We start from the raw sequence: 12675 nt of genomic DNA, 5'->3' as shown, positions 1-12675 counted from the left end.
ACGGTGGTCAGTTAACCTGGGTCCTGACTTTCGTCAGGATGACGGAGCGGGGCAGTTGAATTACCGATGCGGAGAATGCTCGAGTGCAGACGAACAAAGGGCCGGCTCCCGTACGGGAAGCCGGCCCTCGCCCTCGATACGCTACGCGAGGGAACTGGGAAACTGGTGTGGCTCGAACGAGCGGGACGTCGGCAAAGCCGTCGTCGGTCGGGTCAGGCTAAGCGCCTGCCCGCCGTCCGTGCCGGCGATTGCTCGCTTTCGCTCGCACCGGCCCGGGCGTTGCCGGCCCTATCGGCGGCAGTACCCGGGGTTATCCGACTTATCGATCGCGTTGCCTGCCAGACCACCGCCGGCCGCGCCGAGCAGGGTCCCGATCGTCCGGTCACCGCGACCGGCGATGGTGTGGCCGAGCAGGCCGCCGGCGAGCGCGCCGATGATGGTGCCGCCTGTGTTGTCGCAACCGCGACGGCTCCGCGCGTTGTAATTGTAGCGGCGGTCGTTGCCGCGGTACTCCCGATAGTCGCTCCGGTCGTAACCGCGATCGTATCCGCGATAGCCGTCCTGATACCCATCGTAGCCACGCTCGTAGCGCGAGCCCCAGCGCTGCGCATCGGCGGCGGCGGGAACGAGGGCGGTCGCACCCAATGCGAGGGCACTGGCGGCGAGTGTAAAAGTCTTGAACATCGTGCGTCTCCCGTTGGGGATTTCGGCGGCGGCGGGGGCCGTGCTTCCATCCTCGATGAGACGCTTATGGGTGATTCGCATTGAGCTAAGCCTGAATGCCTCCGTTATCCGCTGTTCATGCTTCCGCGGATCGCCGGACACCCTATTAGGACGCGATGCGGCGCCTGATCACTATCCTGTTCGTATGCGCGAGCGTCTATACGATCGTCCCGACCTGGTCGGGTGAAGCGCGGCTCGACCTGCTCGGCAAGAGCGCGCAATTGACCGCGACGCGGGTCATGCTCGATCGCACCGACCCGCGACATGTGCGCGTTGGCGGGCTGACGTATCTTGGTGGCGTGGCCCTCGACAGCCGCGATCCGGCGTTCGGCGGCTTCTCGTCGCTCGATGTCGCGCACTCTGGCACGGACGACCGATTCACGCTGCTCAGCGACGGCGGCAATATCGTCCAGTTTCACATGGGGCAGGATTGGCGGCCGCATGCGATCGCCTTCGCCAACTTGCCCGCCGGGCCCGGCATCGGCTGGGAGAAGGGCGACCGTGACAGCGAATCGATGGCGATCGACCCGCGGACGGGGCAGGTCTGGGTCGGCTTCGAATACCGCAACGCGATCTGGCGATATTCGTCCGGGTTCGCGCGCTACGAGTCCCGCGTGAATCCTGAGGCGATGCGAAAATGGCCCGCCAATGGCGGTGCCGAGTCGATGGCCCGCATGCCGGATGGCCGGTTCGTGGTCATCAGCGAGGTGGCGCATGCTCGTCCCTCGGATTGGAGTCGGTCGGAAGACGAGCGGCTGCACACGCGCCAGGCGATGATCTTCGCGGGGGATCCGACTCAGATCGGGCCGCCGCAACGTTTCGCCTACGAACCCTATGGCCGCTACGATCCATCCGACGTCACCGCATTGCCGAACGGAGACCTGCTGGTGCTCGATCGCGGCTTCAGGCTGCCGTTCCGCTGGTCCAACCGGATATCGCGAGTCGTCTCACGGGAGGTGTCAGCAGGGCGAATCGCGCGCGGCCGTCTGATCGCGACGATCGACGCGCCGCTGATCCACGATAATTTCGAAGGGATCGACACGACGGTCGAGAACGGCGCGACGATCGTGTGGATCGTGTCGGACGACAACCAGATGTTTCTCCAGCGCACGCTGCTGCTGAAGTTCCGGCTGGATCGCTAGCCTTACAAACGCCGACGGCCCGCCCTGCTAGGTGCAGGGCGGGCCGCGGTGATCGCAGTACCACGTCGCTATTAGGCGACAACCGCCAGCCGTCGCTGTTAGGCGGCGACGGCCGATGCTGCGATCTTCTTGACGACTTCGCGCTTCAGGCGACGAACGCGGAGCGACAGCTTGTCGTCCGAGACCTTCACCAGCCAGTTGTCGAGGCCACCGTTGTGCTCGACGGTACGCAGGCCGTGCGTCGAGACGCGCAGCTTGACGCCCTTCTCGAGCGAATCGGAAAGCAGCGTGACGTTCTGCAGGTTCGGCAGGAACGTGCGCTTGGTCTTGTTGTTGGCGTGGGAGACGTTGTTCCCGACCATCCGGCCCTTGCCGGTCAGTTCGCAGATGCGCGACATGTGATTACCTATTCAAGTGTCGGGAGGAACCCCGGAAAGGCGCGCGGATAGCTGGCACGCCGGCTTTCGTCAACCGATTCACGTCGAACGTGCCTGCGGCTGTTCGCGATGGGCATTGTGCAACCCGCAGCGATCGACGACGTTGTTACGCTATCGAACTGTTCAATAAAAGGGGATGTCTTATGCGTACGCTCTTGTCACTGGTCGCGATTGTGGTGCTCGTCGTGGTCGGCCTGATGTATTTCGGGATCATCAATATCGACCAGACCCGCCAGGGCGTCGTCCAGGCACCGAAGTTCCAGGCGGACGTCGCCAAGGTCACGCTCGGCACCGAGAACAAGACGGTCGCCGTCCCAACGATCAACGTCGAGAAGCCGGGCAACAGCCAGGCACCGAACTGATCTTTACGGAACGCGGGCGGCGGGGCAGGGCCTGAGGCCATGTTCCCCGTTCCCGTCCCTATGCGCCGCGCGCTCGACGCGGCACGCGATGCGGCGCTGGCTGGGGAAGTCCCGGTCGGTGCCGTTGTCGTTAAGGACGGCGTGATTATCGGGACGGCGGCCAATGCGCCGCGAGCGTTGTGCGATCCGACTGCGCATGCCGAGATCCAGGCGATTCGCGCTGCGGCTCTGGTTTTGGGGAGTGACCGGCTCGAGGGGTGCGATCTCTGGGTGACGCTGGAGCCGTGCGCGATGTGTGCCGGGGCGATCGCGCATGCCCGGATCTCGCGGCTCTATTATGGGGCGGCGGATGCGAAGGGCGGCGCGGTCGAGCATGGACCGCGGTTTTTCGGGCAGCCGACGTGTCATCATCGGCCCGAGATTTATGCGGGGATTGCGGAAACAGAGGCGGCAATGATCCTGCGGGAGTTCTTTGCGAGCCGTCGGTAGGGGCAGCGCATTTCCGTGATCCTCCCCCTGGCGGGGGAGGATCAAATCGGTTCAGCCTTCGAGACTCTTGGACGCCTGCTCGAACACATCCTTCGACAGCCCCGGCGTCCGCACGATCCGCTCCAGTTCCGCGCGCATCAGCCCGGCGCGCGCCGAATCGAACCGGCGCCAGCGCCCCAGCGGCGGGAGAAGCTTCGCCGCGGTCTGTGGGTTTAGGCGGTCGAGCGCGATTAGCTGGTCGGCGAGGAACCGGTAGCCACTGCCGTCGGCATTGTTGAACGCCCGCTGGTTCGCGCCGAACGCGCCGATCAGCGAGCGGGCGCGGTTGGGGTTGGTCAGCGTGAAGTCGGCATGCTCGGCCAGCCCCGCGACGATCGCGCCGGTATCGTCGCGCGACGACTGCGCTTGCGCCTGGAACCACTTGTCGAGCACCAGCGGGTTGTCGCAATATTGGCTGTAGAAGATGTCGAGCGCGGTGGTGCGGATCTCGGACTCGCTGCTGACCAGCGTCGTCAGCGCGCCCATCCGGTCGGTCATGTTGTCTGCCGAATCGAACTGCGCGAAGGCAAGGTCCGCTGCATCATCCGCGCCGCTCGTTGCTATATAGCCTAGCGCGACCGACCGCAGGCGACGCAGCCCCTTGCCCTCCGGCGTATAGGCGTAGGACTGGCCCTCGCCACGTGCGTAAGCCTGTCGCCATTGCGCTTCCAGCCGCGTGCCGAGATCGCGGCGCAGCGCCTCGCGGGCGCGGAAGATCGCGTCGGGATCGACGACGGCCATCTGGTCGCCGATGAAGCTCTCCGACGGCAGTAATACGGCCTCCGCGACGAACGCCAGATCGAGATTGGTGTTGGCGAGCGTGTTCGCGACCGCGGCGATCACGGCCTCGTGATCCGCATGCCCGCCCGCCGAGGCGACCAGCGTGTCGAGCATCAACTGCTGCATCGCCTCGTAGCGCGCGAACGGATCGTCGTCGTGCGCGCTGAGGAAGGCGAGATCGGCGGCGGTGCGGTCGCTTTCGACCACCACCGGGGCGGAGAAGCCGCGGTTGATCGATAGCACCGGGCGCTCGGCGAGGCCTTCGAATTCGATCGTGTCGAGCGTGTCGTCGAACAGGACGAGGCGTTCGTCCGTCAGCGCTGCACCGGACTCGGCACCGAACAGCTTCACCCGCAGCGGCAGCACCATCGGCGACTTCACCGGCTGGCCGGGCGTCGCGGGCACCTGTTGCGCGAGCCGCAAGGTCGCGCGGTCGCCGTCATGCGACAGGCTCGCTGAGACACGCGGCGTGCCCGCCTGCGAATACCAGAGGCGGAACTGGGTAAGGTCGACCTTGCCGCCTTCCTCCATCGAGGTCACGAAATCCTCGCAGGTCGCCGCCGTGCCGTCGTAGCGATCGAAATACAGGTCTGTGCCTGCGCGGAACCCCTGCGGTCCAAGGATCGCGGCCATCATCCGGATCAGTTCGGCGCCCTTGTTGTAGATCGTCGCGGTGTAGAAGTTGGAGATCTCCTGGTAGGATTCGGGGCGCACGGGGTGCGCGAGCGGGCCGGAATCCTCGGGAAATTGCGACGCGCGCAGGCCGCGGACGTCCTCGATCCGCTTGACCGCGCGCGAACCCTGGTCGGCGGAGAAGCCCTGGTCGCGATAGACCGTGAAGCCTTCCTTGAGCGAAAGCTGGAACCAGTCGCGGCAGGTGATCCGGTTGCCCGACCAGTTGTGGAAATATTCGTGCGCGACGACCGCGGCGATCGCGTCGTAATCGTAATCGGTCGCGGTATCCGGGTCGGCCAAGATGTAGCGCGAATTGAAGATGTTGAGCCCCTTGTTCTCCATCGCCCCAAAATTGAAGTCGTCGACCGCGACGATGTTGAACATTTCGAGATCATACTCGCGGCCATAGGTCGTCTCGTCCCACGCCATCGCGAGTTCGAGCGCCTTCAACGCGTGGTCGGTCTTGGGCAGGTCGGCCTCGCGCACCCAGATGCCGAGCGAAACCTCGCGGCCCGACATCGTCGTGAAGCTGCTGCGGTTCACCGCGAGATCGCCGGCGACCAGTGCGAACAGGTACGACGGCTTGGGGAACGGATCGTGCCAGGTCGCCCAGTGGCGGTCGTCGTCGAGATCACGCTGCGCGACCGGATCGCCGTTCGCGAGCAGCACGGGGAAGTGCTTCCTGTCCGCGGTCATCCGCACTGAATAGACGCTGAGCACGTCGGGGCGGTCGGGGAAATAGGTGATGCGGCGGAAGCCTTCCGCCTCGCACTGGGTACAGAGATTGCCGCCCGAGGCATAGAGCCCCATCAACTGCGTGTTGCGATCGGGGGCGATCTCGACCTGAGTCTCGACGACATGCGAGGCGCCGGTGAGCGGGATGACGAGCTGTTCGCCGTCGATCCGCCAGTCGTTGATCGCGACGCCATCGACCGTGACCGAAAGCGGCTTCTGGCCCGCGCCGTCGAGCCGCAGCGGTGCGGCGTGATCGCCGTTGCGCGTCACCGACAATGTTGCCGTTACGCGGGTGGTGGCGGGATCGAGGTCGAAATCCAGTTTCGTCTCGGGGACCAGCCACTCGGGCGGGGTATAGTCCTCGCGGCGAATGACGAGCGGGTGGGCGAGACTGTTCTGGATATCGAGCATATGTTTGCGAATATAGGGCCGCGCCCGCCTATCGCCAGCCAAAGCTTGCGCGGGTGACGGTGGATGCTACGCCGCTGCAACACGTTCCCTTTGCAAGGATTTCCGGATGTATCGTCCTATCGACGCGCTCGCGGTGCTCGCGCTTTCTACCTCCGCCCTTGCTCAGACTGCGCCCCAAGCTGCCCCCGCGCCGGCTCCGGTGACCGCGCCGAATACGGCCGAGGTGAACGCGAAGCTCGCCGCGCCGCTGCCGGCGGACCAGGCGGCGATGAAGGCGCATGTGCTGTTCCTCGCGTCGGATGCGATGAAGGGTCGCGAGGCTGGCAGTCCCGAGTTCGATATCGCTGCGCAGTATGTCGCCGCGCAATTCTATGCCGCTGGCCTCCGTCCCGGTGGCGATCAGGGCGGGTATCTCCAGACCGTGCCGCTCGTGTCGTACAAGGCGGCGAGCAAGGGCGATTTCGTCTGGACCGGTCGCGGGCCTGCGCAGCCGCTCGTGTTCGGTGAGGATTACGTGCCCGCCGCGAATGGCGCGAAGGCGGAGACCAGCGTCTCGGCGCCCGTCGTGTTCGTCGGTTACGGTATCGACGCGCCGCAATATGGGCAGGACGACTACAAGGGCGTCGACGTGCGCGGCAAGATCGTCGCGTATTTCGGCGGCTCGCCGGCGCGGTTCGGCGGCGAGGAGCGCGCGTTCTTCGGGTCGGGCGGGACCAAGGCTGCGATCGCGCAGGCCAAGGGCGCAGTCGGCGTGATCACGCTGGAGAGCCCGCGCTCGGCCAAGGTGCGGACCTTCGCCAAACTGGCCGACTCCTATGCCACGCCGCGGATGACGTGGGCGAACCCCGACGGCACCGGCAAGGTCGAAGCGCCCGGCGCGCCGTCGCTCGGGACGGTCAGCATGGCCGGCGCGGCCAAGCTGTTCGTGGGTGCGAAGACGCCGTGGAGCGGGATCGTGAAGCAGGCGGACCGCGACAACGCCAAGTTCAAGGCGGTGCCGCTGGTCGGCACGCTGACCGTCGCCACCAAGACGAGCTTCGTGCCCGGAGCGAGCAGCAACGTGATCGGCGTGATCCCCGGCAGCGATCCGGTGGTCGGTAAGGAGGTCGTCGTGCTCTCCGCGCATCTCGATCACATCGGCATCACGAAACCGATCAAGGGCGACGCGCTCAACAACGGCGCGCTCGACAACGCGATCGGCATCGCCAGCCTGATCGAGGAGGCCAGGCGCTTCACCGTCAGCGGTCAGGCGCCCAAGCGCACCATCATGTTCCTGGCGGTCACGGGCGAGGAGAAGGGGTTGGTCGGCAGCGATTATTTCACCAACCACCCGACCGTGCCGCTGACCTCGATCGTCGCGGACGTGAACCTCGACATGCCGATTCTGACGTACAAGTTCGAGGACATGGTGGTGTTCGGTGCCGAGCGTTCGACGATCGGCCCGATCGTGCAGAAGGCGGTGGCGGCGATCGGTGTCGGCCTGTCGCCCGATCCGATGCCGGAGGAGGGCATCTTCGTCCGCTCGGATCACTTCCGCTTCGTCCAGAAGGGGATCCCGTCGGTCTTCCTGTGGCCGGGGCAGAAAGGGCCGGGCAAGGCTGCGGTCGCGTATTTCATGGCGAACAATTACCACAAGCCGTCGGACGATCTGACGCAGCCGATCCTGTGGGACCAGGGCGTGCGGTTCGTCGATGCGAACTACCGGATCGCGCGCGAGATCGCCGACGGCGCGCAGCGGCCGGTGTGGAATGCGGGCGACTATTTCGGGACGTTGTACAAGGGGCCGACGGCCGGCGCGGCGGTGGCGCCATGAGCCGGCTGCTGGTCTTTGGTCTCGGCTACACCGCGTCGCGGCTTGCCGAGCGGCTCGCGGCCGATGGCTGGCATGTCGTCGGTACTACGCGGGATGGGCGGGGTGGTACGCTCCGGTTCGACGACACGGACGCGGTGACGGCGGAGATCGCGGCGGCGACGCATATCCTGTCGTCGGTGCCGCCCGAGCATGAGGCGGACCCCGTGCTCGGGCGCTACGGTTCGCTGTTGCTGCGGACGCGCGCGTGGCTCGGCTATCTGTCGTCGACGGGGGTGTACGGCGATGCGCAGGGCGCGTGGGTGGACGAGACGGCACCGATCGGTGGCGGTCGTCGGAGCGCGCGGGCGGCGGCGGATGCGGACTGGCTGGCCATTGGTACGCGGACGTTCCGGTTGCCGGGGATCTATGGGCCCGGTCGCTCGCCGCTCGACCGGGTGCGGCAGGGCAAGGCGCACAGGATCGAGCAACCCGGCCAGGTGTTCAGCCGCGCGCATGTCGACGATATCGTCTCGGGCGTGATCGCCGGGTTCGATGCGCCGGCGGGGGCGTATAACCTGGCGGACGACGTGCCCGCGTCGCAGAACGATGTCGTGGCGTTCGCGGCGATGCTGCTCGGGATGCCCGCGCCGCCGTTCGTGACGCTCGAGGAGCTCTCGGCGATGGGGCGTGGCTTTTATAACGAAAACCGGCGGGTGGCGAACGGCAAAGCTAAGCGGGTACTCGGCTGGACGCCTGCCTGGCCCGATTACCGTGCCGGCCTGCGTGCGCTGAGCGCGATGACGAGGCCGATGCCCGACAGCACTGCGCCGGCGACGGCCAAGGTGGACCAGTGATAGCGCTCGAAGATCGTCGATAGCAGCATTGCAATGACCGGTACGATCACGCCCGAATAGGCCGCCTTGGCCGGGCCGATCGCGCGGATGACGTTGAAATACAGCGGGAAGGCGAGCGCCGACGCGAACACGCCGAGATAGAGGATGCCAGCGACGTAGCCGAAGCGCGGCTCGAACACCGGCGGACCAGCGGTGATCCAGGCGAACGCCGCATCGAGGCTCGCGCCGATCAGCATCGCCATCGCGAGCGTCGGCGCCATGGGATAGCGTTTGGCGAACGCACTACCCTGAATGACGTTGGCGACCGACGCGGCCATCACGCCGCACAGCGTCAGGACGATGCCGATCGTCGCCGAGCGCGGCCCGTGCGGATCGACCCGCGCCTCGTTGACGAACAGCAGCGCGACCCCCGCCATCGCGACCGCGCAGCCGACCATCAGCTGCCGTCCGAGGCGTTGCTTGAGGAAGATGCGGCCGAAGATCGCGTTGGGGACGAGCAGGAGGGCGAACACCACCGCGACGAGCCCGGAGGTGACGTAATGTTCGGCGCGGTAGACGAAGTTGAAGTTGAACGTGAACAGCGCGATGCCGATCACGGCCGCGAACGCGTAGCCGCGCGCGTCGAACCTGAAGCTCTCGCGCTTGATGCCTGCGTAGATCGTCATCGCGATGCCGGCGACGAGGAAGCGGTAGCTGATCGACCAGCTCGGCGGCACAACCGCGATCTGGTCGCGGATGACGAGCCAGGTCGAGCCCCAGATCAGCGTGACGATGCCGAACGGGATCAGCACCGCGGCCCGCGTAGACTGTGGTGGGTCGGTGGGGCCGGTCACAGCTCGCGGAGGGCGTCGGCGAGGAGGCCGACTGCGTCCGCGGGGCTGTCCCATGCGGTGACGAGGCGGATCTCGCCGGCGGCCCAGTCGTAGAAGTCGAAGCCTTTCCCGCGGAGGGCTGCGACTTCTTCCGGCGTGGCGCGGAGGAAGACTTCGTTGGCCTCGACCGGGTGGACGAGGCGGTTGCCGGCGGCGGTAGCGAGCTTGGCGGCGGCGTCGTTCGCTGCTTTCGCGTTGGCGAGCCAGAGGTCGTCGTCGAGCATCGCGAGGATCTGCGCGGCGAGATACCGCCCCTTCGACAGGAGCAGGCCTGCGCGTTTGCGGCGGTATTGCGTGACGGCGGCGAGGTCGGGCTTGAAGAAGACCAGCGCCTCCGCGCTCATCGCGCCGTTCTTGACGAAGCCGAAGCTCAGCGCGTCGACGCCGGCGCGCCACGTCATTTCGGCGGGCGAGCAGCCGACGCGCGCCATCGCGTTGGCGAAGCGTGCGCCGTCCATGTGGAAGCCTAGCCCGCGCGCCTTCGCCAGCGCGCCGATTTCGGCCACTTCGTGTGGCTGGTAGACGCGGCCATATTCGGTGGCGTTGGTGATCGAGATCGCGTGCGGCTGGACGCGGTGGACGTCGTCGGGGATCGCGTCGAGGACGGTGCGGATCGTGTCGGGGGTCAGCTTTGCGCCGTCGCCGTCGGCGAGGAACAGCTTGGCGCCGTGCGTGTAGAATTCGGGCGCGCCGCCCTCGTCGTTCTGGATGTGCGCGTCGCGGTGGCAGACGATGCCGCCGTGCGGGGGGCACAGCGCGGCGAGTGCGAGGCAGTTGGCAGCGGTGCCGGTGGGGACCCAGAGGACGGCGACGTCGGTCTCGAACAGCGCGGACAGGCGGCCGTCGAGCTGCTGGCTCCACGCGTCGCCGGCATAGGCGGTGTCGAGCGTGTCGGCGGCGGCGATCGCGGCCATGACCTGCGGGTGGATCCTGGCGGCGTTGTCGGAGAAGAAGCGCATCGGTGAGACATGCTGCGATGCGGTGGTGGCGTCAACGGGGGCTTCCGCCGCTCGGACGTTGGCGACCGCTTTCTTGTTCTCCCGCGAAGGCGGGAGCCCAGTCTGGGTCCCCGCCTTCGCGGGGAAACAAGCTGTTCTGCGGGTGGAGTCCTACTGCCCCTCGTCGGGCCCTTGTTCTTCCTCCGGCGGCCGGCGATCGTCGCGGGGGGGCGGGCCTTCCTGGCGGTCGCGGCGGGAGGGGCCGACCGAGATGGTGCCGTCCTCGCCCATCTTCAGGTTGAAGCCCATTCCTTCGATCTCCCCGCCCAACGGCAGAATGGAATTCTCCTGATCTTCTGCCGGCAACGCGTCAGGATCGACTTCCTCGACCGCGGGAGGAGGCGCGGCGATCGGGGCGATGCCCAGCGCGCTCTGCATGAAGTCGCGCCAGATCCGCGCGGGGATGCCGCCGCCCGACAGGCCGGGGTTCGACGAATTGTCGTCGTTGCCGACCCACACGCCGACCACCAGATCGCGCGCGAAGCCGACGAACAGCGCGTCCTTGTTGTCGGACGTCGTGCCGGTCTTGCCGAACGCGTCGACCGTCAGGTTCGCGCCGCGCCCGGTGCCGGTGCGGATCGAGGCCGCCAGCAGGTCGAGCATCTCGTCGTGGATCTTGCTCGGCATCTCGGTCGCGCCGCCGGTCAGCGACTGGTACCAGCCCTTCTCGCGGACGTCGGCGAGCCCGCGCGGCTGGACCGGATATTGTTCGCGCGCGATCGCGGTATAGGCGGCGGTGAGTTCGAGCAGCGACACGGTCGAGGTGCCGAGGCCTATCGTCGCCTCGCTAGGGATCGGCGTCGAGATGCCGAGATCGCGCGCCGCCTTGATCACCGCCTTGACGCCGACCTGTTGCGTCAGCCGGGCCGCGGCGACGTTGGACGAGCGCGCGAACGCCTGGCGCAGCGTGATCGTCCCCTGATAGCGGCCGTCGCTGTTCTTCGGGGTCCAGTCGCCGATCGTGACGGGGCGGTCCTCGATCGTCGAATCGGGCGTCATCCCCTGGCGCATCGCGGCGAGGTAGACGAACAGCTTGAAGGTCGAGCCGGGCTGGCGACGTGCCTGCGTCGCGCGGTTGAACGGGCTCTTCGCGTAGTTCTTGCCGCCGATCATCGCGACGACGCGACCATCGGGGCGCATCGCCACCAGCGCGACCTGCGCCTGGCGCAGACCTGCGCGCGCGACGGTGCGTTCGGCGGCGCGTTGCAGGCGTGGATCGAGGGTGGTTTGTACGGTGGTCTCCGTTTTGACCTCGCCCGCCTGGTCGCGCGCTTCGGGGAGGATCCAGTCGGCGAAATAGGTGCCGTTGGGGAGCTGCGACGGGCGGCTGCCGAGTACGCGCTGCGGCTGGACCGCGTCGCCCTCCGCCTTGGTGAGGAAGCCAGCGTCGACCATCGCACCGACGACCACGGCCTCCCGCTTGCGCGCGCCTTCGAGGTTCGAGGTGGGGGCGAGACGCGACGGTGCCTTGACCAGGCCGGCGAGCATCGCCGCCTGGCCGACGTTGAGCTTGTCCGGCGTGCGGCCGAAATAATGCTTCGCCGCCGCGCTGATCCCGTAGGTGTTGTCGCCGAAATAGACGTTCGAAAGATAGCGCGAGAGGATCTCGTTCTTCGACAGCCATGCCTCGAGCCAGAACGCGATCATCGCCTCGCGGATTTTGCGCGTCGCGGTGCGGTCCGAATCGAGGAACGCGTTCTTCGCGAGCTGTTGCGTGATCGTCGAGCCGCCCTGGCGCACGCCGCCCGAGCCCATGTTCGCCCACGCCGCACGCGCGATGCCGCGCGGGTCGACGCCCCAGTGCGAATAGAAGCGTCGGTCCTCGATCGCGAGGAACGCCTGCGTGACGTGCGGCGGGAGCTTCGAGGCGTCGACCGACTTGCCGATGATCGCGCCGCGTCGCGCGATCGGCGTGCCGTCGTCCGCGGTCAGCGTGATCGAGGGCGGCGTCGGCGGTTGCAGCGACTTCGACAGCGGCGCGGTGATCGCAAGCCAGATGATCGCGATCACGAGCAGGACGATGCCGATCCCCGCTCCGCGCAGGACCCAGCGACCGATCGGACGCTTACGCCGCGGCACGCGGGCGGTGGCGTAGGGCGCCGCATCGCGGTCGTCATACAGCTCGGACTCGTCGCCATCGCGGTCGCGCTCGTATTTCTGCCGCAGGCGTTCGCGTTCGGTGATCAGTCGCTCGCGCTCATAGGCATAGGGCTCGCGGTCGCCGCGCGAACTGGAACGGTCGGGGTCGAAGGGATCGGGGCGCATCGGATCGTTCCAGGTCGGCCAAGCGGCGGACTTTAGTGTGTTATCGTTCTATGACAGCTCGGGCAAGCCTATGCGCATGCCTAACGTGTACCGGGGCTTAG

General features: G+C 67.0%; 11 protein-coding genes. 5 read left to right on the top strand and 6 right to left on the bottom strand.

Features of this window, described 5'->3' with window-relative positions; genetic code table 11:
* Positions 1-288: 288 nt before the first annotated feature.
* Positions 289-684: a glycine zipper 2TM domain-containing protein gene (locus tag ASF09_RS09465; protein ID WP_060525983.1), complete on the bottom strand. Its 396-nt coding sequence runs from the start codon at positions 682-684 to the stop codon at positions 289-291.
* Between the two features lie 155 nt (positions 685-839).
* Between ASF09_RS09465 and ASF09_RS09460 the strand changes: the two genes are divergently transcribed.
* Positions 840-1865: an esterase-like activity of phytase family protein gene (locus ASF09_RS09460; protein WP_235529775.1), complete on the top strand. Its 1026-nt coding sequence runs from the start codon at positions 840-842 to the stop codon at positions 1863-1865.
* Between the two features lie 98 nt (positions 1866-1963).
* Here ASF09_RS09460 and rpmB read toward each other — a convergent pair whose 3' ends face one another.
* The gene (gene rpmB / locus ASF09_RS09455) at positions 1964-2263 is read right to left on the bottom strand and encodes a 50S ribosomal protein L28 (protein WP_056053386.1); all 300 of its coding nucleotides are present in this window, start codon (positions 2261-2263) and stop codon (positions 1964-1966) included.
* A gap of 182 nt (positions 2264-2445) precedes the next feature.
* Between rpmB and ASF09_RS09450 the strand changes: the two genes are divergently transcribed.
* A complete protein-coding gene (locus ASF09_RS09450; protein WP_056487387.1) occupies positions 2446-2664 on the top strand; it encodes a hypothetical protein in 219 nt (72 codons plus the stop codon).
* Positions 2665-2724: 60 nt separating this feature from the next.
* A complete protein-coding gene (locus ASF09_RS09445; RefSeq protein ID WP_060525982.1) occupies positions 2725-3153 on the top strand; it encodes a nucleoside deaminase in 429 nt (142 codons plus the stop codon).
* 51 nt (positions 3154-3204) lie between these two features.
* On the opposite strand, the gene pepN is transcribed toward ASF09_RS09445, so the two are convergent.
* Positions 3205-5793, bottom strand: coding sequence for an aminopeptidase N (gene pepN / locus ASF09_RS09440; protein ID WP_060525981.1), 2589 nt, complete (start codon positions 5791-5793; stop codon positions 3205-3207).
* 106 nt (positions 5794-5899) lie between these two features.
* Here pepN and ASF09_RS09435 point away from each other — a divergent pair, with 106 nt between their 5' ends.
* Both ASF09_RS09435 and ASF09_RS09430 read left to right on the top strand, forming a co-directional pair.
* Positions 5900-7606: a M28 family metallopeptidase gene (locus ASF09_RS09435; RefSeq protein ID WP_060525980.1), complete on the top strand. Its 1707-nt coding sequence runs from the start codon at positions 5900-5902 to the stop codon at positions 7604-7606.
* Positions 7603-8439 carry a hypothetical protein gene (locus ASF09_RS09430; RefSeq protein WP_060525979.1) on the top strand — a complete coding sequence of 279 codons (837 nt, stop codon included), beginning with the start codon at positions 7603-7605 and terminating at the stop codon, positions 8437-8439. Before ASF09_RS09435 ends, ASF09_RS09430 begins: the two co-directional genes overlap by 4 nt.
* Here the strand turns inward: ASF09_RS09430 and ASF09_RS09425 are convergent.
* From ASF09_RS09425 to ASF09_RS09415, 3 genes are all read right to left on the bottom strand, one after another.
* Positions 8352-9230, bottom strand: coding sequence for a DMT family transporter (locus ASF09_RS09425; RefSeq protein WP_235529774.1), 879 nt, complete (start codon positions 9228-9230; stop codon positions 8352-8354). The genes ASF09_RS09430 and ASF09_RS09425 overlap by 88 nt on opposite strands.
* Positions 9231-9268: 38 nt before the next feature.
* Complete coding sequence (locus tag ASF09_RS09420; RefSeq protein WP_060525977.1) at positions 9269-10270, bottom strand: threonine aldolase family protein; 1002 nt, start codon at positions 10268-10270, stop codon at positions 9269-9271.
* Between the two features lie 150 nt (positions 10271-10420).
* On the bottom strand, positions 10421-12574 hold the full coding sequence (locus ASF09_RS09415; RefSeq protein ID WP_060525976.1) for a transglycosylase domain-containing protein: 2154 nt from the start codon (positions 12572-12574) through the stop codon (positions 10421-10423).
* Positions 12575-12675: the final 101 nt, after the last annotated feature.

This window comes from Sphingomonas sp. Leaf242 (genome assembly GCF_001422045.1).
GTDB lineage: Bacteria > Pseudomonadota > Alphaproteobacteria > Sphingomonadales > Sphingomonadaceae > Sphingomonas.
Note: the sequence above shows the minus strand (reverse complement) of the source record. Positions and strands in the feature narration are given on the sequence as shown.

What these genes read in the sequence shown, in the direction of transcription:
- ASF09_RS09465 (WP_060525983.1), bottom strand. Translation starts at nt 684, where the DNA reads ATGTTCAAGACTTTTACACTCGCCGCCAGTGCCCTCGCATTGGGTGCG.
- ASF09_RS09460 (WP_235529775.1), top strand. Translation starts at nt 840, where the DNA reads ATGCGGCGCCTGATCACTATCCTGTTCGTATGCGCGAGCGTCTATACG.
- rpmB (WP_056053386.1), bottom strand. Translation starts at nt 2,263, where the DNA reads ATGTCGCGCATCTGCGAACTGACCGGCAAGGGCCGGATGGTCGGGAAC.
- ASF09_RS09450 (WP_056487387.1), top strand. Translation starts at nt 2,446, where the DNA reads ATGCGTACGCTCTTGTCACTGGTCGCGATTGTGGTGCTCGTCGTGGTC.
- ASF09_RS09445 (WP_060525982.1), top strand. Translation starts at nt 2,725, where the DNA reads ATGCGCCGCGCGCTCGACGCGGCACGCGATGCGGCGCTGGCTGGGGAA.
- pepN (WP_060525981.1), bottom strand. Translation starts at nt 5,793, where the DNA reads ATGCTCGATATCCAGAACAGTCTCGCCCACCCGCTCGTCATTCGCCGC.
- ASF09_RS09435 (WP_060525980.1), top strand. Translation starts at nt 5,900, where the DNA reads ATGTATCGTCCTATCGACGCGCTCGCGGTGCTCGCGCTTTCTACCTCC.
- ASF09_RS09430 (WP_060525979.1), top strand. Translation starts at nt 7,603, where the DNA reads ATGAGCCGGCTGCTGGTCTTTGGTCTCGGCTACACCGCGTCGCGGCTT.
- ASF09_RS09420 (WP_060525977.1), bottom strand. Translation starts at nt 10,270, where the DNA reads ATGCGCTTCTTCTCCGACAACGCCGCCAGGATCCACCCGCAGGTCATG.
- ASF09_RS09415 (WP_060525976.1), bottom strand. Translation starts at nt 12,574, where the DNA reads ATGCGCCCCGATCCCTTCGACCCCGACCGTTCCAGTTCGCGCGGCGAC.